Genomic DNA, 20,936 nt, shown 5'->3' with positions numbered 1-20,936 from the left:
CCATGACCATCCTGCTCACCGGCGCTGCCGGCTTCATCGGTGCCTACACCGCCCGCGCACTGCTGGAGGCCGGCCAGGCCGTGGTCGGCCTGGACAACTTCAACGATTACTACGACCCGCAGATCAAGCGCGACCGCGTGGCCGCGCTGTGCCCGTCGCTGGACCTGCGCGCGCTGGACCTGACCGACCGCGAGGGCCTGGCTGCGCTGTTCGATGAAGTGCAGCCGACGGCGGTGATCCATCTGGCCGCCCAGGCCGGCGTGCGCTATTCGCTGGAAAACCCGCACGCCTACGTCGACAGCAACCTGGTCGGCTTCGTCAACATGCTCGAACTGTGCCGCCACCGCGGCGTGCAGCACCTGGTGTATGCCTCCAGCAGCTCGGTCTACGGCGATTCGGCCACGCCGCCGTTCTCCGAGGACCAGCGCGTAGACCAGCCGCGTTCGCTGTACGCGGCGACCAAGGCGGCCAATGAGCTGATGGCCTACACCTACGCGCAGCTGTACGGCCTGCATGCCACCGGCCTGCGCTTCTTCACCGTGTATGGCCCGTGGGGCCGGCCGGACATGGCACCGCTGCTGTTCTCCCGCGCGGTGCTGGCCGGGCGGCCGATCGACGTGTTCAACGAAGGCCGCATGCAGCGCGATTTCACACATGTCTCCGACATTGTGTCCGGTATCCTCGGCGCCCTCGCGCATCCGGCCGACGGCCCGGTGCCGCACCGGGTGTTCAACCTCGGCAACCATACGCCGGTCGAGCTGGAGCGCTTCATCAGCGTGATCGAGCAGGCCGCCGGCCGCCCCGCGCAGAAGGTGTACAAGCCCATGCAGCCCGGCGACATGGTGCGCACGATGGCCGATACCCGGCGCGCACATGACGCTTTCGGCTTCGATGCGGTGACCCCGATCGAAGAAGGCCTGCCGCCTGTGGTGCAGTGGTGCCGCGAGTATTTTGGCGATCGCGCCTGAGGATGGATCCTCACGCCGCGGGGTTCATCTTCGGATAACCTCGGCAGCGGAGAATGCGCGGTCTTTGTCCCCCCTTTGGCCGAGTGCCTTATGAGCCAACCCGAGCTTTCCGTTGTCGTCCCGGTATTCAACGAGCGCGACAATGTCGCCCCGCTGGTCGCCGAAATCACCGCCGCGCTGCGTGGCCGGCTGCCGTTCGAAATCGTCTACATCGACGATCACTCGCGCGATGACACCCTGGCGGTGCTGCAGGGACTGAAGGCGACCACCCCGGAACTGCGCGTGCTGCACCATGTGAACCAGAGCGGGCAGAGCACCGCGGTGCGCACCGGCGTCAAGCACGCGCGCGCGCCGTGGATCGCGACCCTGGATGGCGATGGCCAGAACGATCCGGCCGATATCCCCAAGCTGCTCGCCGCACGCGACGCCGCCGAGGCGCAGGTGAAGCTGTTCGCCGGCTGGCGCGTCAACCGCCAGGACAGCGGCAGCAAGCGCTGGGCCAGCAAATGGGCCAACGCCATCCGTGCACGCATGCTGCGCGACGATACGCCCGATACCGGCTGCGGCATCAAGCTGTTCGAACGCAGCGCGTTCCTCGACCTGCCGTACTTCGACCACATGCACCGCTACCTGCCGGCGCTGATGCAGCGCGCCGGCTGGAAGACCACCAGCGTGCCGGTCAACCACCGCCACCGTACCGCTGGCGTGTCCAAGTACAACAACCTCGGCCGCGCGCTGGTCGGCATCCGCGACCTGCGTGGCGTGGCCTGGCTGATCACCCGCAGCAAGCGCACCGCGGTGGAGGAGCGCTGATGGATCTGGAGCTGCATTGGCTCGACCAGCCGCTGACCTGGCTGTACTGGACCGGCCTGCACGTGACCGGCTGGAAGCTGATCGGCTATACCGGCGCGCTGATGTTCGGCGGCCGCTGGCTGGTCCAGTTCGTCGCGTCCAAGCGCGCCGGCAAGCCGGTGATCCCGCGCCTGTTCTGGTACATGAGCGTGCTCGGCAGCCTGATGACGCTGAGCTACTTCCTGTTCTCGGCCAAGCAGGACTCGGTGGGCGTGCTGCAGAACCTGTTCCCGGCGTTCACCGCGCTGTACAGCCTGCACCTGGACATCAAGCACCGCGGCTGGAAGCGCGACAAGGCCAGCCACTGAGGCCCCGGGGTCGGATCCCTTTTCATGGGAAAGGGCTCTGACCCCGTCCGGATCACCCCGTCCGGATCCGCGGCGCATCCACGCATGACGTGGGTCTACTGCGTACCTGGCTACCGGGGCCCCGGTCTGCTGCGCAGGCAGGACCTTCGTCCCATGCCACGGGCGATGGGGGGTGCCATGATCGGGGTCTGCCTTCCCGGGAACCTGTGCTCGTGAAAACCCGTCTTGCCGTTGCCCTGCTGATCGCCCTGTCCGCCCCTGCCGTGGCCCTGGCCGCGCCGCCCGCCACCGCCGCACCGTCCGGCGTGGCCACTGAATCGCCCGCCGACGCCGCCTTCCGCGCGCTGTACGAGAAGGAATGGAAGTGGCGCCAGCAGGGCGGTGGCGAGGCCAGCGAGGACGAGGACGCCCCGGCCAACGCCACCCGCATGCCCGACGTCGGCCCGGCCGCGCAGCAGGCGCGCCTGAAGGTGTGGGATGAGACCCTGGCCGCGCTGAAGAAGATCGACCCGAAGACCCTGTCGGCCGACAACCAGGTCAACTACGCGATCTACCACGACCAGGTGTTCAACCTGGCCGAAGAGACGCGCCTGCGCGGCTACGAGATGCCGTTCAACGCCGATTCCTCGTTCTGGTCCAACCTGTCCTTCATGGCCCGGCGCGAGATGAAGACCGTGCAGGACTACCAGAACTACATCGCACGCCTGAATGATGTACCGCGCTACTTCGGCCAGCAGACCGAGAACATGCGCGCCGGCCTGAAGCGTGGTTTCAGCGTGCCGCGCGCGGTGCTCGATGGCCGCGAAGTGTCCATCGCCACCGTCGCCGAGCTGAAGGACCCGACCGAGTCGCCGCTGTACGCGCCGTTCAAGAAGCTGCCCACCACCATCCCGGCCGCCGAGCAGGCCAGGCTGCAGGCGCAGGCGCGCGAAGCAATCAGCGGCAAGGTGGTGCCGGCGTTCCAGCAGCTGCGCACCTTCTTCGTCAACGAGTACGTGCCGCAGGCGCGTACCACCCTGGCCGCCGAAGCGATGCCCGATGGCAAGGCGTACTACCGGCAGCAGATCCACGAGTACACCACGCTGGACCTGTCGCCGGACGAGATCCACCGCATCGGCCTGGATGAGGTCGCGCGCATCCAGAAGGAAATGAACGACATCATCAAGCAGGTGAAGTTCAAGGGCAGCTTTGCCGAGTTCCTGACCTTCCTGCGTACCGATCCGCAGTTCTATGCAAAGACACCGGAAGAGCTGCTGTCGCGTGCCGCGTGGATCTCCAAGCGGGCGGATGGCCAGCTGGGCAAGTACATGACGTTGCCGCGCGCGCGCTTCACCATCGTGCCGGTGCCGCCGGACATCGCACCGTTCTGGACGGCCGGCCGCGGTGGCATGGGCACCTACTGGCTCAACACCTACAACCTGCCGTCGCGCCCGCTGTACAACCTGCCGGCGCTGACCCTGCATGAATCCGATCCGGGCCACTCGCTGCAGGGCGCGATCGCCGCCGAGCAGAAGAACCTGCCGGAGTTCCGCCGCAACGCCTACATCTCCGCCTATGGCGAAGGCTGGGCGCTGTACTGCGAGAAACTGGGCGTGGAGATGGGCATCTACGAAACCCCGTACGAGGACTTCGGCCGCCTGACCTACGAGATGTGGCGTGCCGCGCGCCTGGTGATCGACACCGGCGTGCACAGCAAGGGCTGGACCCGCGAGCAGGCGTTGGCCTACCTGCGTGACCACACCGCGCTGAGCGAGCATGAAGTGACCACCGAGGTGGACCGCTACATCTCCTGGCCTGGCCAGGCGCTGAGCTACAAGCTGGGCGAGATCGCCATCGTGCGCCTGCGTGCGCAGGCCGAGAAGGAGCTGGGCGACAAGTTCGACATCAAGGGCTTCCACGACACCCTGCTCAAGCAGGGCTCGGTGCCGCTGCCGGTGTTGGAACAGCAGATCCAGGCCTACATCGCCGAGCGCAAGAAGGCCTGACCGTGCAAGGGTAGTGCCGGCCGCTGGCCGGCAACCCGACCCGGTCACGGGGTCGGATCCCTTTCCTGTGGAAAGGGCTCCGACCCCCTCTCGCCTCACCCCACCGGCCGCGGCTTGGCCACCCGTGCTGCGAAGGTCGGCAGCACCAGCAGGGTCAGCACGGTGGCGGTGATCAGGCCACCGATCACCACCGTGGCCAGCGGCTTCTGCACCTCCGCACCGGAACCGCTGGCAATCGCCATCGGGATGAAGCCGACGATCGCCACCAGCGCCGTGGTCAGCACCGCGCGGATGCGGCTGGAGGCACCGTTGATCGCCGCCTGCAGCGGCAGGTCGCCGGCATCCAGGCGTTCGCGGATCGCCTGCATCAGCACCAGGCCGTTCAACGTGGCCACGCCGGAGACGGCGATGAAGCCAACTGCCGCCGATACCGAGAACGGCATGCCTCGCAGCAGCAGCGCGAGGATGCCACCGACCAGCGCCAACGGCACGCAGCTGAACACCAGAATGGCTTCCTTGCCGCTGCGCAGGGCCATGAACAGCAGGCTGCCGATCAGCAGGAACACCACCGGCACCACGGTTGCCAACCGCTTCTCCGCGCGCTGCAGGTTCTCGAACTGACCGCCCCAGGTCAGGTAGGCGCCCGGCGGCAGCGCCACGTCGGCCACCGCGGCCTGCGCCTCGCCGACGAAGCCGCCCAGATCGCGACCGCGCACGTTGGCCTGCACCACCACGCGGCGGCTGCCGTTGTTGCGGCTGATCTGGTTCGGCCCTTCGCTCACGGTAATGCGCGCCACCGACGACAACGGAATCACGAGCCCCGATGGCGTGGCGATCGGCAGCGAGGCCAGCTGGTCCGGATCGTTGCGCGAGGCATCGTCCAGGCGCACCACCACGTTGAAGCGGCGGTCGCCTTCGAAGATCTTGCCGGCCGTGGTACCGCCGATGCCGGTGGACAGCGCATCACTCACATCTGCAGCGCTCAACCCGTACTGTGCCGCCGCCACGTGGTCGATCGCCACGTTGAGCGTGGGCAGGCCGGAGATCTGTTCTACCCGCACGTCGGCCGCGCCATCCACCGCACGCAGCTTCAACGCCACCTGGTCGGCCACCTTCTGCAGCTGGCTGAAGTCATCACCGAAGATCATTACGGCCAGGTCGGTACGCACGCCGGAAATCAGTTCGTTGAAGCGCAGCTCGATCGGCTGGCTGAACTCGAAGCTGTTGCCCAGCTGCTGCCCGGCCAGTTTCTCGAAGCGCGCCACCAGTGCGTCCTTGGCCAGCGTCGGATCGGGCCAGTCCTTGCGTGGCTTCAACACGATCACGCTGTCGGAAATGTTGGTCGGCATCGGGTCGATCGCCGCCTCGGCGGTACCGGTGCGCGAGAACACGGTTTCCACTTCCGGCTGCTTGGCAATCGCCTTTTCCAGCGCCAGCTGCATTGCCAGTGACTGCTCCAGCGAGGTCGATGGCACGCGCAGGGCCTGCATCGCCACGTTGCCTTCATCCAGGGTCGGCATGAACTCGCGGCCCAGCAGCGAGAACGCGCCGATGCCCACCACCACCATCATCACCGCACCGGCCAGCACCGTGCGCGGGTGCGCGACGGCCTTGCGCACCACCGGTTCGATGCGCGCACGCAGCACGCGGATCAGCCTGGTTTCGTGCTCGCCGTCGTCCGCGTGCGCATCGCCGTCCTTCACCTTGGGCTCGCGCACCAGCAGCGCGGCCATCGCCGGCACGAAGGTGAAGGAAAACAGGAAGGCACCGACCAGGGCCAGCATGAACGTGGCCGCCATCGGGTGGAACGTCTTGCCCTCCACGCCCTCCAGCGTGAGGATCGGCGCGAACACCAGCAGGATGATCAGCTGGCCGAAGGCCGCAGGGCGCGCCATCTTAATGGCCGAATCGGCGGCTACGCGCAGGCGTTCCATCGCGGTCAGCGCGCGGCCCAGTTCGGCGCGGCGCTGGCCCAGCATCAGCAGTGTCGACTCGACCACGATCACCGCACCGTCCACCAGGATGCCGAAGTCCAGCGCACCCAGGCTCATCAGGTTGCCACTGATGCCGAAGCGGTTCATGCCGATCACTGCGAACAGGAACGACAGCGGAATCACCAGCGCGGTGATCGTTGCCGCACGCAGGTTGCCCAGCAGCAGGAACAGCACCACCACCACCAGCAGCGCGCCCTCGGTGAGGTTCCTGGCGACGGTCTTGATGGTGGAATTGACCAGCACGCTGCGGTCCAGCACCGGTGCCGCCACGATGTCGGCCGGCAGTGACTTGTTTACCTGTTCCAGGCGCGCGGCCGCTGCCTGGGCCACGGTGCGGCTGTTGCCACCGGCAATCATCAGCGCGGTGCCCAGCACGGCTTCATGGCCGTTGCGGCTGGCCGCACCCAGCCGCGGCGCGCGGCTCAGTTCCACCGTGGCCACATCGGCTACGCGTACCACCACGCCATTGCGGGTCGCCACCGGGGCCTGTGCCAGGTCGTCGGTGGTCAGCGCCAGGCCGTCGGCACGTACCACCAGGCCCTCGCCGGCACGCTGTACGAAGCCGGCACCGGCCTGCACGTTGGAACGCTGCAGGGCAGTGACCAGGTCGGCCAGGCCGAGGCCATGCGCGGCCAGTCTGGCGCTGTCCGGATGCACGCCGTATTCCTTGACGTAGCCGCCAACCGTATCGACGCCGGCCAGCCCCGGGCTGGAACGCATCTGCGGCGCGATGATCCAGTCCTGCACGGTGCGCAGGTAGGTCGCACGTTCTTCGGGCGTACGCAGCAGGTTGCCTTCCGGTGTGCGGTAGACCTCGCCGGCCTGCCAGCCCGCTTCATCGGGTTTGGCCAGTTTGGCCGGATCGAACGCGGTGAAGTCCACCGTCCACATCAGCACCTCGCCAAGGCCGGTGGTGACCGGCGACAGCATCGGTGATGCACCATCGGGCAGGTCTTCCGATGCCTCGCGCATGCGTTCGGCCACCTGCTGGCGGGCGAAGTAGATGTCGGTGGCATCGGTGAAGATCGCGGTGACCTGCGAGAAACCATTGCGCGACAGCGAACGCGTGGTGGTCAGGCCGGGGATGCCGGCCAGCGCGGTTTCCAGCGGATAGGTCACCTGCCGCTCGATCTGCTCCGGTGTCAGCGCCGGTGCCACCGTGTTGATCTGTACCTGACGGTTGGTGATGTCCGGCACCGCGTCGATCGGCAGCTTGCCCAGCTGGAACAGGCCCACCGCGGCGATCAGTGCGGCCATGAACACCACCAGCCAGCGGTGGCGCACCGCTGTTTCAATGATCAGCTTGAACATGGTCGCCTCCTCAGTGGCCGTGCTCGGCTTCGCCCTTGGCCAGCTCGGCCTTGAGCAGGAAGGCATTGGCACCGACGATGCGCTCGCTGCCGGTCAGCCCAGCGAGGATCTCGATGCGGTCACCGGCACGGCGCCCGGCCAGGACCGGCTGCGCCTTGAAGCCACCTTCGACGGCGACAAACACCGCGCTGCTGCCATCAACCTTCTGCACTGCATCGGCCGGGACGCTGAGCGAGCCGTCCTGGCCTTCGGTGACCACCACGGCCGAGACCGGCGAACCGGCCGGCGGCAGCGACGCATCCACCGGCGTGGCACGGATCACCGCGACGCCGCCCTGCTGGCGCACATCGGCGGCCGAACCGGTGACGGTGGCGGTGAAGCTGCCACCCGGCACGCTCACTTCCAGCGTCATGCCGGGCGTGACCTGTGCGGCCAGCGCCGGCGGTGCGGTGAACACCAGCTCGTTCATTGTCGGGTCGGCGACATCGGCGACTGCACTGCCGGCGGCGACTACACCGCCCGGAGTGACCTGCACGTTGCCGACGATGCCGGCCACCGGGCTGGTGATGCGCACGCGGCCACTGGCATCGGGCGCACCGTTGGCAGCGGCCTGGGCCTGCGCGGCAGCGGCCTGGGCCTGTGCCGCCAGCGACCGTGCGCGCGAGGCTTCCATCTCCTGGCGGGCAACCACGCCCTGGTCGACCAGCGCCTTGTCGCGGCCATAGGCCAGGCGCGCGGCCTCGGCCTCGGCCGAGGCGGCCAGCGCATTGGCGCGGAACACCGCCGCTTCGCCGCTGACCACGATCGCCAGTGCCTGGTTCTGCTTCACCGCGGTGCCCGGTGCGACCAGCACGCGTTCGACGCGGCCGGTCACGGTCGAGGCCACCGAGGCGCGTGCACCGACCGACGGTTCGACCCGGCCGGACAGGCGCGTGGAGCTACCGCCACCACGACCGACCGCGACCACTTCGATACCGGACGCCTTGATCTGCTCAGGAGTCAGCTGCACGACACCCTCATCGCCATCGGCGGGCGCCTTTGCGGATTCGGCCTTGGCCTCCTTGCTGTCGGCGGCATGGCCGTGGCCATCGTCGGTGCCGGCCTTGGCCGCAGCCGGGTCTTCATTGGCAGGTGTCTGCGCGTTGCCAGCGCAGCCGGCCAGCAGCGCGGCCAGCAGCACGCCGCCGATCAGCGGGAAAGTACGGGAGAGCGTCATGGGACCTCCACAAAAGGTGCGCGCCCTTCAAGGCGGGCAAGATCGATTTCCGCGGCGACGCGCGACAGGCGCGCATCCACGGCGGTGCCGCGGGCGGCGATGAGGGCGCTGCGCGTGCTGCGCAGTTCCAGCTGCGAGATGCGCCCGGCGTCGAAGCCGATGCGGGCCAGGCGATACGCCTCTTCGGCGGCGACCACGCTTTCATCGGCGGCGCGGGTACGGCTGCCGGCGGCCTTCAAACCGGCCACCGCGGAGAGGCGTGCCGCCTCGCTGTCGCGGCGCTGCTGGTCCAGGCGTGCCTCGGCCGCGCGCTGGTCGGCATTGGCGGCGCGTATGCCCCCGCGGTTGCGGTCGAACAGCGGGATGCTGAGGCTGACCCCGAGGTTGTAGGCGCGCTCGCCCCCCTCGCGGAAGCGGGTCTGCGCGGCAGTGACGCTCAGGTCGGGCAGGGCGCGCTTGCGCTCCACCTCGACCAGCTTGCCCGCCGCATCGGCTTCGGCTTCAGCGATGCGCACCGCCAGTGCGGTATCGGTGGCACCGCGTGGCAACGGCGGCGCGCGGTCGAGCAGGCTGTCGGCGATCGACTGCACCGGCGCATCCAGCAGCGCGGCACCGGCCAGGCGGGCCAGCGCGGCATCGCGGAAGGCCTGCGCCTCATCCAGCGCGGCGCTGGCGTTGGCGACTTCGCTCTGCGCCTGCACGGCGCGCAGCTGCGGCTCGCGGCCCTGCTTGACCATCGCGTTGACCGCGTTGGCGTCAGCGCGGGTGAGGCTCAGTGCTTCTTCGGCCAGGGTGTAGCGGCGCAGTGCACTTTCCGCCTGTGCATAGACCACCGCCAGCTGGCTGGCCACGTCGCTGCGGCTTTGGGCACCACGCAGGTTGGCGGCCTGTGCCTCGGCACGGGCGGCACGGACACGCGCGCCACGCTGGCCCCAGACCTCCAGCGGCTGGGACAGGGTGAGCACGGTATCGGCCTTGCCCATGCCGCCATAGGAGCCGGTGCCCCAGGCGTTTTCGGCGGAGTAAGAGAGGGAAGGGTTGGGCAACGCACGGGCCTGGTCGGCGCGCGCGTCGGCGGCCTCGGCCAGCGCCGCACCGACGCGGGTGCCGGGCAGCTGGTCCAGGCGTTCAAGCAGGGTGTCGTAGGAAGGGGCGGCTTGCGCCATCACCGATGCCGCCGGGGCCAGGCCCAGCAACACGGCGACGACCCGCCCGGCCGCACGCAGCGGCCGACGTGTCAGGGTCGACATGAAGAATTTCCGGAGGTGAGGGGAACCGAAGCCCGCGAATGCGGGACGCGCTCAACTCACGCCCGGGGAGGACGCGTCAGTTCATCTTGGGCGACCGCATAGGTCGCCGCGTCGCCGGCATTCATCCAGCGCGCCGGAAGCGGCGCACCGAAGGCGGCGAAGGTACTGGCCGGCAGGCTCAGATTGGAGTGGTGGCAGTGGTTGTGGCCACAGGCACCGACGTGCTTGCCGTCGGCATCGCCATCGGCATCCGGTGCGGACTCCACATGCACCGTGCTGGCATGCGGTTCCACCGTGCAGGCCAGCGCGTCGGCCACCGGCACGACCACGAATGCCGCCATCAGCAGCATCAGCAGGGTCGAACGGAGGTGGTGGGTGATCCAGCGCATGGACGGCAGGCTAGCAAGCGGTTTTCGCCGGATACAATATCAATGGACGCTTCGGGAATTCGTCGGAATCTCCCGTTCAGCTGGGCCGGGCGCGGGGTCGGATCCCTTTCCTCCGGAAAGGGCTCTGACCCCACCACACCGTTCGGGTGCGCCGCGCACATGTGCTCTGGTAGGTGTCGACCTTGGTCGACACGCTTTTCGACCCCACCGCGTTGCCGGCCAGCGGCCGGCACTACCCGTATCACGGCAGCTTCGCGATCACCTTGATCTCGAACTGGAACCCATACAGCCAGGTCACGCCGATACCGGTCAGGGTCGGGTGCGGCGCCTCGCCCCAATACTCCGGCACGATTGCCCAGGCCTTCTCAAAGTTCTTCTCTGGATCGACCAGGAACACGGTCACGTCGATCACGTCATCGAACGTGCAGCCGGCAGCAGCCAACACCGCATTGAGATTCTCGAAAGCGCGGCGCACCTGCGTTTCGAAGTCTGGCTCGGGCGAGCCGTCCTCACGGCTGCCGACCTGGCCGGATACGAACAGGAAGCCGTTGGAACGGATCGCAGGCGAGTAGCGGTTGCGCTCGTACAGGGCCTGGCGGCCGGCGGGGAAAACGACATCACGCTGTGACATGGGGAAGATCCCGTGGGAGAGAACGCCATCCTCCCCGTCAGCGCTGTCTGGATAAACCGCGATGATCGGCCTAGATTGATTGTCAATTCCAAACAATCATGGCCCGCCATGGACCGTTTCGAGGCGATGCGGGCCTTTGCCCGGGTGGTGGAAACCGGCAGCTTCACCCGCGCCGCGCAGACCCTGCAGATCAGCCGCACCACGGCCACCCAGCTGGTGCAGCAACTGGAGGCACACCTGCGGCTGCGCCTTCTCAACCGCACCACGCGCCGGGTCAGTGTGACCGCTGACGGCGCGGCCTACTACCCGCGCATCGCCCGCCTGCTGGCCGAGCTGGAAGAAGTGGAGGGCGGGCTGGGCGACGCGGCCACCCAGCCGCGCGGGCGGCTGCGCGTGGATGTGCCCGGGCCCTACGCGCGGCTGCGGCTGGTGCCGGCGCTGCCGGACTTCCAGGCGCGCTACCCGGAGATCCAGCTGGACATCGGCGTGAGTGACCGCGAAGTCGATGTCATCACCGACAACGTCGACTGCGTGATCCGGGGTGGCACCCCGGCCGACCCGGCGCTGGTAGCGCGGCCGCTGGCGGCGCTGCCGATCGGCTTCCGCGCAAGCCCCGGCTATGTGCAGCGTTTCGGGTTGCCGGCCGATCCGCGCGCGCTGCAAGGGCCCGATCACCACATGGTTGGCTTCCTCAGCCCGCGCAGTGGCCGCGCACGCGTGTTCATTGCACAGCGCGGCGATGAACGCGTTGAAGTGCAGGGCCGCTATACGGTCGGCTTCGATGATGGAAACGCCTATCTGGCCGCTGCGTTGGCGGGGTTGGGCGTGGTGGCGCTGCCCAGCTACATGGCCGAGCCGCACGTGGCGCGCGGCGAGCTGTTGCCGGTGTTGCCGGACTGGCAGCTGCCGCCGATGCCGATGCATGTGATGTTCCCGCCGAACCGGCACATGAGCCAGCGGCTGCGGGTGTTCATCGATTGGGTGGTGGAGGCGTTGGGTTGATCGCGCGCGCGCATCTGTAGAGCCGAGCCCACGCTCGGCTGCTTCTGGCATCACCAAGCCCGCGCTACGCGCGCCAGCCGAGCGTGGGCCCGGCTCTACCGGCATGCGAAAATCACCACAGCACGTAACAGGAAACATCGCCACGCATGAGTCGCATCGTCGCACTGGATACCGAAACCACCGGCATCTCCCACCGCCTGGGGCACCGGGTGATCGAAATCGGTGCCGTCGAACTGATCGATGGCCAGCTCACCGGCCGCCAGTTCCACACCTACCTGCAGCCGCAGCGCAGGGTCGACTGGGGTGCACAGCGCGTGCACGGCATCAGTGATGCGATGCTGGTGGGCAAGCCACTGTTTTCCAGCAAGGCTGCTGAACTGCTCGACTTCCTGCGCGGCAGCGAGATGGTCGCGCACAACGCCACCTTCGATGTGGGCTTCCTGGACAACGAGCTGCGTCTGTCCGGTATCCCCGGCACGCTGGCCCAGCACTGCCGCATCACCTGCAGCCTGAAGCTGGCGCGCGGGCGCTGGCCCGGCCAGGGCAACAAGCTGGATGATGTGCTGCAGCGCCTGCGCATTCCCAGCCAGCGCGGCCTGCACGGCGCGCTCAAGGATGCCCATCTGCTGGCGCAGGTGATTCCGCACCTGCGCTGAGGCCTGGCCGCTGTTACACCGGCCGCAACCAGCGCTCGATCATCGCCACGCCACGTGCCACCCCGTCCTCATGGCTCATCGCCGCGCCCAGGGCTGCCGCGCGTGCGCGTGTTGCGTCGGTTTCAACGAAGGTGATGGCTGCCGCCAGCGTTGCTGCATCCAGTCGCTTCGATGACAACGGTGCCGGTGCCACGCCCAACCGATACAGGCGATCGGCCCAGAAGAACTGATCCGCGGCGAACGGCATCACCAGCGAGGGAATGCCGGCGCGGCAGGCCGAATGCGTGGTGCCGCTGCCACCATGGTGGATGGCGAGTGCGCAATGCGGGAACAGTGCTTCGTGTGGCGTCGGGCCGAGCACGAACACATCTGCTGGCAGCGCGCCCGTCGGCAGCCCGGCCCACCCCGGAAACAGCAGCACCCGGCGCGGCGCCAGCGCCTGCAGCAGGGCCGGCAGCACGCGCTCGCGATCAAACCCGGTCATGCTGCCAAAGCCCAGGTACACCGGCGGGGGCCCGGCATCGAGGAAGGCCTGCAGATCGACCGGGGGCGTCCAGGGCGCATCAGGAAGCCGCCACTGGCCACAGGCGATGTGGTCGACCGGCCAGTCCGCCGGTGGCGGCAGCAGCTGCGGCGAGATGCCATAGAGCATCGGCAGGCCGGACCACAGCGCGCGACGCGGCGATTGCCCCAGTTGCTGGCGTGCCGCGTTGATCGGCCGACGGAACTGGCGCCAGATCAGGCCGTTGACCCACCCGTAACTGGCCCGGTTCAACCAGCCCGGCGAGCGTCCGGGCGGCAGGAACGGAGAGCGGAAGGCCCGCGTCGGGGTCAGCGGAATCATGCCGGTGCCGATGACCGGCAGACCCCGACGTTCGCCCACGCTCATGCCGACAAGGGCCGCCAGTCCGCCGGTCAGAATCGCATCGCAGCCTTCGGCGGCGGCATCGGCCTGGCGCATCCAGCCGCTGACATGCTGCAGCGCCATCCGTGCCAGACCGGTACTGGCGGCGGCAACACCGTTGCCCCGCGAGACAAGGGCGACCACTTCGTCATGGATGTCACCCTCAAGGGCCGCGTGGGGCACATCCAGGGCCTGCGCGCTGCCCAGGGTGCCGCCATCGGCCAGCAGTGTCACCGCGTGGCCTGCGCTGATCAGCCCATGGCAGAGCATGGCCAGCGGACGCGTATCGCCTTCGGTTCCGTAGGTCAGGGCCAGCAGCCGCATGGAAAGCTCCGCAGTGATCCGGGCCAGTATGCCGGTTGGCGAAGTCCCCCCGCCCGCCGGTCCAGTCCCCGCCTGTGGGTAACTTGCGCAAGTGCTTGAACCCGTGCATAATGCGCGGCTCGCTGTGTCCGGTTTTCTACCGGGCGGCGCCCCCGGGAGCACGTCCCCGGCCGCCCAACGCCAGCGTAACCCTTTGATTCTCTTGACGTGTGGTGGGCAACCATCGAGGCCGCCGTCGCCCGGGCTACGGGCTGACAACTACTACTATCGAGGTGCGCAATGTCCCGCGTATGCCAGGTTTCCGGCAAGCGAGTGCAGACGGGTAACAACGTCTCGCACGCCAACAACAAGACCCGTCGTCGTTTCCTGCCGAATCTGCACGAGCGCCGTTTCTGGGTGGCCAGCGAGAACCGCTGGGTCAAGCTTCGTGTTTCCGCGCATGCACTGCGCACCATCGACAAGAACGGCATCGATTCCGTTCTGGCTGAGCTGCGTGCGCGCGGCGAAAAGGTCTGAGGAGTAAAGCATCATGGCAGGCAAGCGCGATAAGGTCCGTATGATTTCCTCGGCCGGTACCGGCCACTTCTACACGACCGACAAGAACAAGAAGAACACCCCGGGGAAGATGGAATTCCTGAAGTACGATCCGGTCGTGCGCAAGCACGTCCTGTACAAGGAAGGCAAGATCAAGTAATCCGCACGGATTGCTGGTCCCCGCGAAGAAACCCGCCCTTGTGGCGGGTTTTTTCATGTCTGCCGCCTAGACTTCGGTAGCGGCCGACCTTGGTCGGCCCCCTCTCCGCGCGCAGGCTGTCGCCAATGGCGCTGTGCGCGGAATGATGGGCCGAATGCGATAAGTGATTCTTCCTACCGGTTCCGGCGCCTCGCACGGTTCAAATCGATTGGAACGACGGGCGTGGCCGTGCCCATGATGGCAAGCCGCTGCGGTTGCAGCGGTCGGGCTTGCAATCCCGTCGAATCGGTAGCCAGTAAACTCGCCCGCCGTTGCCGGAAAAACTCCGCCGACGGCGGGCGACCCATCTGCCTCTTTGGCGGACGGTGCGTGGGGGCCTCGCGCCCGCCGGTTTGGTGGCTACCGTTCCCGGTATTGCAACCACGCATCGTCCGCCACCTTCACGGTGGCCAGATCCGTTGAAGGAGGTTGCATGAACACCCCGTCACACCGGCAGGACCTGGAACTGGGCTGGCTGCGCCTGCAGCGCATGCTGCAAGGGATCGAGGGCATGGCGCTGCTGCTGTGCGACCACCATCTGGCACTGGCCAACGGCGCGCCGTCGCCGCTGCCGGAGGCGCAGCTGGAGCGGGCCGCACAGGCGATCGCCTGCATGGCGCTCAACGGCCGCCGCCATGCCGACGCGGTGCGGCGGCTGTGCGAGGTGCCGGTGCGGCATTGAGCCATCCTGTAGAGCCGAGCCCACGCTCGGCTGCTGTGCGGTCGGACCGGAAGGCCGTCGAGCGCGGCTCGACTCCACAAGGGCCGGTGGGCAGAATGGCCCATCACCTCCCGACGGGCGACACGATGCTGTTCGAGTGGTTGCTGGGTTCGTACCTGCTGCTGATCGACTGGCTGATCCGGCTGGTTGCACTGTGCTGGATCCCCACCCGCACCACGCCGGGGGCGGCGCGTAGCTGGCTGCTGCTGGTCGGCTTCGTGCCGCTGCTGGGCCTGCCGCTGTACCTGCTGTTCGGCCACCCATGGCTGTCGCGCGAGCGCATCCGCCGCCAGGCCGAGGCCTCGCAGGTCATCCGCGAGGAACAGGCGCTGCAGCATCGCCTGCGCTGGACACCGCAGCCGGACACCGCCAGCGCCGAGATCGTGCCGCTGGTGCAGCGCCAGGGCGACTTCATGCCGGTGCACGGCAACGCCGTCGATCTGCTGACCGACTACGACGAATCACTGCACACGCTGATCGCCGACATCGACCAGGCCGAAGACCGCGTGCACCTGCTGTACTACCTGATGTTCGACGACGCGGTGGGCGAGGCGATCGTCGAGGCCCTGCAGCGTGCGGCTGCACGTGGCGTGCAGTGCCGCGTGCTGCTCGACGCGGTGGGCGCCAAGCGCGGCCTGCGTGCCTATCGCAAGCGCCTGCAGGCGCGCGACATCGAAGTGCGCGCGATGCTGCCCGGTGGCCTGCGCTGGCGCCGCAGCGGGCGCATGGACCTGCGCAACCATCGCAAGATCGCGGTGATCGACAACGAAGTGGCCTATGTCGGTTCGCAGAACCTGGCCGGCCCGCAGTTCGTGCCTGGCCACCCGAACCGCGAGCTGGTGGCGCGCGTGCGCGGCCCGGCGGTGGCGCATCTGGAAGCGGTGTTCGCCAGCGACTGGTACATGGAAACCGGCCAGCGCCTGGACGTGATCGCCGATGTGCCCGAGTGCAGCGACGACATCGCCACCCAGTTGCTGCCCAGCGGCCCCGCCTATCCCTACAGCAACGCACGCGATGCGGTGGCGGCGCTGATCCACCTGGCGCGGCGCCGGCTGGTGATGGTCACCCCGTATTTCGTGCCCGACGAAGCCACGCTCAGCGCCTTGCGCATTGCGGCCTTGTCCGGCGTGCAGGTGCAGCTGATCCTGTCGGCCAGCAACAACCAGCGACTGACGTCGTGGGCGCAGGAGGCCTACTACGACGAGCTGCTGCGCTGTGGCGTGCGCATCGCGCTGTACGAGCCGCAGTTCCTGCATGCCAAGCACATGAGCGTGGACGAGGACATCGCCGTGCTCGGCTCGATCAACATGGACATCCGCTCGTTCGCGCTGAATGCCGAAATCGGCCTGGTCTGCTACGACCGTGCGCTGGTGCAGCAGCTGTGCGCGATCGAGGATGGCTACCTGCGCGAGTCGCGGCAGCTGGACCTGGAGCAGTGGCGCAGCCGTCCCACGTGGCGGCGCAGCCGCGAAGGTATCGCACGGCTGGCCGATGCGTTGATGTGAAACGGCGGCAACCGCCCGCTTCGGCAATCCGGCCCGTCATCGCCGATGGCCTACAATCGGCGCATGACTGATTCACCGCGTAATGGCGAACTGGACCTGGCAATCATCGGTGGTGGTGCGGCCGGGGTGCTGGTGGCGATCCAGGTGTTGCGCCAGGCCCAGGCGCCGCTGGCGCTGGCCATCTTCGAACCGGCTTCGCAGCTGGCGCAGGGCATCGCCTATGCCACGCCGTGGCCGGAGCACCTGCTGAACGTGCCGGCGGCGAAGATGAGTGCGTTTGCCGACCAGCCCGGCGATTTCCTCGACTACCTGATGGCCGCCAACGCCTACCCGGGCGAGGCGCGCGAGGTGCTGGGCGAGCGTTACGTGTGCCGCCACTACTTTGCAGCGTACCTGCAGCGGCGCCTGCAGGAGGCCGCCGCGGCCAGCCCGGCACAGCTGCAGGTGATCGCGCAGCCGGTACTGGGCCTGCAGCCGGATGACCACGGCTACCAGCTGGCACTCGGCGATGGCCAGACGCTGCACGCCGCACAGGCAGTGCTCGCCACCGGCAACAGCATGCGGCCGCTGCCGGTAGCCGGTGCCGAGGCACTGCCCGCCGATGACGTGATCGAGGCCTGGGACTACGACGGCATACGCACCCTGGCCGGTGAGCAGGCCGTGGCCATCGTCGGCTCCGGCCTGAGCATGGCTGACACCGTGCTGGCATTGGTCGCTGCCGGCCACACCGGCCCGCTGCACGTGATCTCGCGCCATGGGCTGCTGCCGTTGCCGCATGCGCATGGCGGCCTGCCCTCGTTCGACCCGGCTGCGCTGCTGCCGATGAGCCTGCGCCAGCGCCTGCGCGCGTTGCGCGGGTTCGCGCGCCAGGCGCAGGCCGATGGTCTGCCGTGGCAGGGGGTGATGGACCGCATTCGTCCGCACGGGCAGGCACTGTGGTGCAGCCTCGACGCGGCCGACCAGCGCCGCTTCCTGCGCCATGTGGTGCGCTACTGGGACGTGCACCGCCACCGCATCGCCGAAGAGGTCGACGCACAGCTGCAGGCGCTGATCGAAAGCGGCCAACTGCGTATTCACCGGTCCCGCCTGCAACGCATCGGCCGCGAAGGCGATGCCCTGCGGCTGTCGGGTCGCGACGCCTCCGGCAAGGATCAGCACTGGACGATCGGCGGCGTGATCAACGCCACCGGCGTGGAAACCCGCGCCAGCGCGCTGCGCAATCCCTTGCTGCAACAGCTGCAGAGCGATGGCCTGGCCCGCCCCGGCCCGCACGGGCTGGGCCTGGACAGCACAGTGCCGGGCGACCGCCTGCGTGCCGCCGGTGGCCAGCCGCAGGCGCGGCTGGGCGTACTCGGCAGCCTGCGCATCGGCAGCCTGTGGGAAAGCCTGGCGGTGCCTGAACTGCGTCAGCAGGCGCAGGCACTGGCCACCCAGGTGGTCGCAGGAGCCGCGACGGCGATGCCGTAAAATGGGGGCATGGATGTCTCCCACCTGCTTGATGGCCTGAACCCGGCCCAGCGCGAAGCCGTCTCCGCTCCCCCCGGCCACCACCTGGTGCTGGCCGGTGCCGGTTCCGGCAAGACCCGCGTACTCACCCACCGCATCGCCTGGCTGCATGAAGTCGATGGCGTGCCGACCCATGGCATTTTCGCGGTGACCTTCACCAACAAGGCGGCTGGCGAAATGCGCCACCGCATCGATGCCCAGCTGCCCCATGGCAGCCGTGGCATGTGGATCGGTACCTTCCACGGCCTGGCCAACCGCCTGCTGCGCCTGCACTGGCAGGACGCGAAGCTGCCCGAAGGCTTCCAGGTGATGGATTCGGATGACCAGCTGCGGCTGGTCAAGCGCGTGGTGCAGGCGCTGGAGCTGGACGACGGCAAGTACCCGCCCAAGCAGATCGCGTGGTGGATCAACGCGCAGAAGGACGAGGGCCGCCGCCCGCAGCACATCCAGCCCGAACCGCACGACGCGTGGCTGGAGACCATGCGCCAGGCCTACATCGAGTACCAGGCGCGCTGCGACCGCGCCGGCCTGGTCGACTTCGCCGAGCTGCTGCTGCGCGCGCACGAACTGCTGCGCGACAACCCGGCGCTGCTGTCGCACTACCGCGCCCGCTTCCGCGAGATCCTGGTGGACGAGTTCCAGGACACCAATGCCATCCAGTACGCCTTCGTGCGCGTGCTGGCCGGTGATTCCGGCCACGTGTTCGTGGTCGGCGACGACGACCAGGCCATCTACGGCTGGCGCGGTGCCAAGGTCGAGAACGTGCAGGGCTTCCTGCGCGATTTCCCGGGCGCGCAGACCATCCGCCTGGAGCAGAACTACCGCTCCACCGCCAACATCCTCGGCGCTGCCAACGCGGTGATCGCGCACAACCCCGACCGCATCGGCAAGCAGTTGTGGACCGACAGCGGTGACGGCGAGCCGATCGACCTGTACGCCGCGTACAACGAGATGGACGAGGCGCGCTACATCGTCGAGCGCGCCCGCCAGTGGGTGCGCGACGGTGGCAGCTACACCGAAGTGGCCGTGCTCTACCGCAGCAACGCGCAGTCGCGCGCGCTGGAAGAGGCGCTGCTGAGCGAGCAGGTGCCGTACCGCGTGTATGGCGGCATGCGCTTCTTCGAGCGTGCCGAAATCAAGGACGCGCTGGCCTACCTGCGCCTGCTGTCCAACCGCAACGATGACGCCGCGTTCGAGCGCGCGGTCAACACGCCCACCCGGGGCATCGGCGACCGCACGCTGGACGAAGTGCGCCGCGAGGCACGCGCGCAGGGTATCTCGCTGTGGGAAGCAACGATGCTGGTCACCCAGGGCAACGCGCTGGCCGCACGCGCGCGCAATGCGCTGGCCGGCTTCCTGGGGCTGGTCAACGAGCTGCAGGCGCAGACTGTGCACATGACCCTGGCCGAGCGCGTGGACCACGTGCTGGCCCGCTCGCAGCTGCGCGAGCACTGGAGCAAGGAAAGCCGCAATGCGCTGGACTCGGAGTCGCGCACCGACAACCTCGACGAACTGGTCTCGGTGGCCTCGCGCTTCGTGCGCCGGGCTGACGACATCGAGGAAGTGGGCGAGGACATGGACGAGCTGGTCGCGTTCCTGGCCTATGCCGCGCTGGAGGCCGGTGAGGGCCAGGCGCAGGCGGGCGAAGAGGGCGTGCAGCTGATGACCCTGCACTCGGCCAAGGGCCTGGAATTCCCGCTGGTGTTCCTGGCCGGCCTGGAAGAAGGCCTGTTCCCCAGCGCACGCTCGCTGGAGGAAAGCGGGCGGCTGGAAGAAGAGCGCCGCCTGGCCTATGTCGGCATCACCCGCGCGCGCCAGAAGCTGGTGCTGAGCTATGCCGAATCGCGCCGCATCCACGGCCAGGACAACTACAGCCTGCCGTCACGCTTCCTGCGCGAGATTCCGCGCGAACTGCTGCACGAAGTGCGCCCGAAGGTGCAGGTCTCGCGGCCGGCCTCCATGGGCGCCAGCCGGGTGATGGGCCATGCCTCGATCGAGGCGCCGCCGGTCAAGCTCGGCGCGCTGGTCACCCATCCCAAGTTCGGCGAAGGCATGGTGACCGACTACGAAGGCAGCGGCGCGCACGCCCGCGTGCAGGTCGAGTTTGCTGATGCCGGCAGCAAGTGGCTGGTGATGGCCTACGCCAACCTGACGGTGATCTGATCGCCGTCGAGGGGTCGGATCCCTCCCGCAGGGAGGGCTCTGACCCCATCGCGGAATGCACGTGGTTGGGGCCGGAGCCTTTTCCGTTGGAAAAGGGCTCTGCCCCCATTAGGCTGCGCTCATGACCCGCAATGTGCTCTTCCTCTGCAGCCAGAACCGCCTGCGCAGCCCGACGGCCGAGCAGGTATTCGCCGATTGGCCGGGCATCGAGACCGCCTCGGCCGGGCTGCTGGCCGACGCCGAGGAAGTGCTCAGCCCCGAGCTGCTGCAGTGGGCCGATATCGTGTTCGTGATGGAGCGCGCCCACCGCAACCGGCTGTCCAGCCGCTACAAGGCCTGGTTGAACGGCAAGCGGGTGATCTGCCTGGATATTCCGGATGACTACGAGTACATGGACCCGGTGCTGGTGGAACTGCTGAAGCGCAAGGTCACGCCGTTCCTGCGTTGACAGGCTGTTATAGAGCCGAGCCGATGCTCGGCGGCGTCTGGCGCGAAAAGCAGCCCAGCATCGGCCCCCC

19 protein-coding genes are annotated in these 20,936 nt (G+C 68.2%); 13 read left to right on the top strand and 6 right to left on the bottom strand.

The window, feature by feature from the left end; translation table 11 throughout:
* The first annotated feature begins 2 nt into the window (after nucleotides 1-2).
* The 4 genes from VG561_RS18210 (at nucleotide 3) to VG561_RS18195 (ending at nucleotide 4,113) form a co-directional block, all read left to right on the top strand.
* Nucleotides 3-968, top strand: a complete 966-nt coding sequence (locus tag VG561_RS18210) for an NAD-dependent epimerase/dehydratase family protein (RefSeq protein ID WP_014648881.1) — start codon at nucleotides 3-5, stop codon at nucleotides 966-968.
* Between the two features lie 90 nt (nucleotides 969-1,058).
* Complete coding sequence (locus VG561_RS18205; protein WP_005420380.1) at nucleotides 1,059-1,781, top strand: glycosyltransferase family 2 protein; 723 nt, start codon at nucleotides 1,059-1,061, stop codon at nucleotides 1,779-1,781.
* Complete coding sequence (locus VG561_RS18200) at nucleotides 1,781-2,128, top strand: lipid-A-disaccharide synthase N-terminal domain-containing protein (protein WP_014648879.1); 348 nt, start codon at nucleotides 1,781-1,783, stop codon at nucleotides 2,126-2,128. Before VG561_RS18205 ends, VG561_RS18200 begins: the two co-directional genes overlap by 1 nt.
* A gap of 212 nt (nucleotides 2,129-2,340) precedes the next feature.
* Entirely contained in the window at nucleotides 2,341-4,113 is a 1,773-nt protein-coding gene (locus VG561_RS18195; RefSeq protein WP_049442093.1) for a DUF885 domain-containing protein, read from the top strand.
* A gap of 95 nt (nucleotides 4,114-4,208) precedes the next feature.
* On the opposite strand, the gene VG561_RS18190 is transcribed toward VG561_RS18195, so the two are convergent.
* From VG561_RS18190 to VG561_RS18170, 5 genes are all read right to left on the bottom strand, one after another.
* Nucleotides 4,209-7,418, bottom strand: coding sequence for an efflux RND transporter permease subunit (locus VG561_RS18190; RefSeq protein WP_049442091.1), 3,210 nt, complete (start codon nucleotides 7,416-7,418; stop codon nucleotides 4,209-4,211).
* A gap of 10 nt (nucleotides 7,419-7,428) precedes the next feature.
* Nucleotides 7,429-8,634, bottom strand: a complete 1,206-nt coding sequence (locus VG561_RS18185) for an efflux RND transporter periplasmic adaptor subunit (protein ID WP_126411526.1) — start codon at nucleotides 8,632-8,634, stop codon at nucleotides 7,429-7,431.
* Entirely contained in the window at nucleotides 8,631-9,884 is a 1,254-nt protein-coding gene (locus tag VG561_RS18180) for a TolC family protein (protein WP_423179855.1), read from the bottom strand. The genes VG561_RS18185 and VG561_RS18180 overlap by 4 nt, the downstream gene beginning before the upstream one ends.
* 56 nt (nucleotides 9,885-9,940) lie before the next feature.
* Entirely contained in the window at nucleotides 9,941-10,273 is a 333-nt protein-coding gene (locus VG561_RS18175) for a hypothetical protein (RefSeq protein WP_164076983.1), read from the bottom strand.
* Between the two features lie 241 nt (nucleotides 10,274-10,514).
* The gene (locus tag VG561_RS18170; RefSeq protein ID WP_014648873.1) at nucleotides 10,515-10,904 is read right to left on the bottom strand and encodes a RidA family protein; all 390 of its coding nucleotides are present in this window, start codon (nucleotides 10,902-10,904) and stop codon (nucleotides 10,515-10,517) included.
* 108 nt (nucleotides 10,905-11,012) lie between these two features.
* Here VG561_RS18170 and VG561_RS18165 point away from each other — a divergent pair, with 108 nt between their 5' ends.
* Nucleotides 11,013-11,906 carry a LysR family transcriptional regulator gene (locus VG561_RS18165; protein ID WP_423179854.1) on the top strand — a complete coding sequence of 298 codons (894 nt, stop codon included), beginning with the start codon at nucleotides 11,013-11,015 and terminating at the stop codon, nucleotides 11,904-11,906.
* Between the two features lie 146 nt (nucleotides 11,907-12,052).
* Nucleotides 12,053-12,562, top strand: a complete 510-nt coding sequence (gene dnaQ / locus VG561_RS18160; RefSeq protein WP_014648871.1) for a DNA polymerase III subunit epsilon — start codon at nucleotides 12,053-12,055, stop codon at nucleotides 12,560-12,562.
* 13 nt (nucleotides 12,563-12,575) lie between these two features.
* Here the strand turns inward: dnaQ and VG561_RS18155 are convergent, their stop codons facing one another.
* A complete protein-coding gene (locus VG561_RS18155) occupies nucleotides 12,576-13,790 on the bottom strand; it encodes a glycosyltransferase (RefSeq protein WP_423179853.1) in 1,215 nt (404 codons plus the stop codon).
* A gap of 279 nt (nucleotides 13,791-14,069) precedes the next feature.
* On the opposite strand from VG561_RS18155, the gene rpmB reads away from it, so the two are divergent.
* The 7 genes from rpmB (at nucleotide 14,070) to VG561_RS18120 (ending at nucleotide 20,866) form a co-directional block, all read left to right on the top strand.
* On the top strand, nucleotides 14,070-14,306 hold the full coding sequence (rpmB, locus tag VG561_RS18150) for a 50S ribosomal protein L28 (protein ID WP_005411638.1): 237 nt from the start codon (nucleotides 14,070-14,072) through the stop codon (nucleotides 14,304-14,306).
* Between the two features lie 10 nt (nucleotides 14,307-14,316).
* The gene (rpmG, locus tag VG561_RS18145; RefSeq protein ID WP_169411268.1) at nucleotides 14,317-14,484 is read left to right on the top strand and encodes a 50S ribosomal protein L33; all 168 of its coding nucleotides are present in this window, start codon (nucleotides 14,317-14,319) and stop codon (nucleotides 14,482-14,484) included.
* A gap of 472 nt (nucleotides 14,485-14,956) precedes the next feature.
* Entirely contained in the window at nucleotides 14,957-15,205 is a 249-nt protein-coding gene (locus VG561_RS18140) for a hypothetical protein (RefSeq protein ID WP_126411524.1), read from the top strand.
* A 125-nt stretch (nucleotides 15,206-15,330) separates the two neighbouring features.
* Nucleotides 15,331-16,749, top strand: a complete 1,419-nt coding sequence (gene cls / locus VG561_RS18135; RefSeq protein ID WP_423179862.1) for a cardiolipin synthase — start codon at nucleotides 15,331-15,333, stop codon at nucleotides 16,747-16,749.
* A 45-nt stretch (nucleotides 16,750-16,794) separates the two neighbouring features.
* A complete protein-coding gene (locus VG561_RS18130; RefSeq protein WP_423179852.1) occupies nucleotides 16,795-18,216 on the top strand; it encodes an FAD/NAD(P)-binding protein in 1,422 nt (473 codons plus the stop codon).
* Nucleotides 18,217-18,225: 9 nt separating this feature from the next.
* Nucleotides 18,226-20,418, top strand: a complete 2,193-nt coding sequence (gene uvrD, locus VG561_RS18125; protein ID WP_014648867.1) for a DNA helicase II — start codon at nucleotides 18,226-18,228, stop codon at nucleotides 20,416-20,418.
* A 121-nt stretch (nucleotides 20,419-20,539) separates the two neighbouring features.
* On the top strand, nucleotides 20,540-20,866 hold the full coding sequence (locus VG561_RS18120; protein ID WP_032960648.1) for a low molecular weight protein tyrosine phosphatase family protein: 327 nt from the start codon (nucleotides 20,540-20,542) through the stop codon (nucleotides 20,864-20,866).
* The last annotated feature ends 70 nt before the right edge of the window (nucleotides 20,867-20,936 follow it).

The organism is Stenotrophomonas sp. CASM110 (assembly GCF_049384345.1).
In the GTDB taxonomy this organism is placed as follows: domain Bacteria; phylum Pseudomonadota; class Gammaproteobacteria; order Xanthomonadales; family Xanthomonadaceae; genus Stenotrophomonas; species Stenotrophomonas muris.
Note: the sequence above shows the minus strand (reverse complement) of the source record. Positions and strands in the feature narration are given on the sequence as shown.

Coding starts and splice junctions, on each gene's coding strand:
- VG561_RS18210 (WP_014648881.1), top strand. CDS start 3: ATGACCATCCTGCTCACCGGCGCTGCCGGCTTCATCGGTGCCTACACC.
- VG561_RS18205 (WP_005420380.1), top strand. CDS start 1,059: ATGAGCCAACCCGAGCTTTCCGTTGTCGTCCCGGTATTCAACGAGCGC.
- VG561_RS18200 (WP_014648879.1), top strand. CDS start 1,781: ATGGATCTGGAGCTGCATTGGCTCGACCAGCCGCTGACCTGGCTGTAC.
- VG561_RS18190 (WP_049442091.1), bottom strand. CDS start 7,418: ATGTTCAAGCTGATCATTGAAACAGCGGTGCGCCACCGCTGGCTGGTG.
- VG561_RS18185 (WP_126411526.1), bottom strand. CDS start 8,634: ATGACGCTCTCCCGTACTTTCCCGCTGATCGGCGGCGTGCTGCTGGCC.
- VG561_RS18180 (WP_423179855.1), bottom strand. CDS start 9,884: ATGTCGACCCTGACACGTCGGCCGCTGCGTGCGGCCGGGCGGGTCGTC.
- VG561_RS18175 (WP_164076983.1), bottom strand. CDS start 10,273: ATGCGCTGGATCACCCACCACCTCCGTTCGACCCTGCTGATGCTGCTG.
- VG561_RS18170 (WP_014648873.1), bottom strand. CDS start 10,904: ATGTCACAGCGTGATGTCGTTTTCCCCGCCGGCCGCCAGGCCCTGTAC.
- VG561_RS18165 (WP_423179854.1), top strand. CDS start 11,013: ATGGACCGTTTCGAGGCGATGCGGGCCTTTGCCCGGGTGGTGGAAACC.
- dnaQ (WP_014648871.1), top strand. CDS start 12,053: ATGAGTCGCATCGTCGCACTGGATACCGAAACCACCGGCATCTCCCAC.
- VG561_RS18155 (WP_423179853.1), bottom strand. CDS start 13,790: ATGCGGCTGCTGGCCCTGACCTACGGAACCGAAGGCGATACGCGTCCG.
- rpmB (WP_005411638.1), top strand. CDS start 14,070: ATGTCCCGCGTATGCCAGGTTTCCGGCAAGCGAGTGCAGACGGGTAAC.
- VG561_RS18140 (WP_126411524.1), top strand. CDS start 14,957: ATGAACACCCCGTCACACCGGCAGGACCTGGAACTGGGCTGGCTGCGC.
- cls (WP_423179862.1), top strand. CDS start 15,331: ATGCTGTTCGAGTGGTTGCTGGGTTCGTACCTGCTGCTGATCGACTGG.
- VG561_RS18130 (WP_423179852.1), top strand. CDS start 16,795: ATGGCCTACAATCGGCGCATGACTGATTCACCGCGTAATGGCGAACTG.
- uvrD (WP_014648867.1), top strand. CDS start 18,226: ATGGATGTCTCCCACCTGCTTGATGGCCTGAACCCGGCCCAGCGCGAA.
- VG561_RS18120 (WP_032960648.1), top strand. CDS start 20,540: ATGACCCGCAATGTGCTCTTCCTCTGCAGCCAGAACCGCCTGCGCAGC.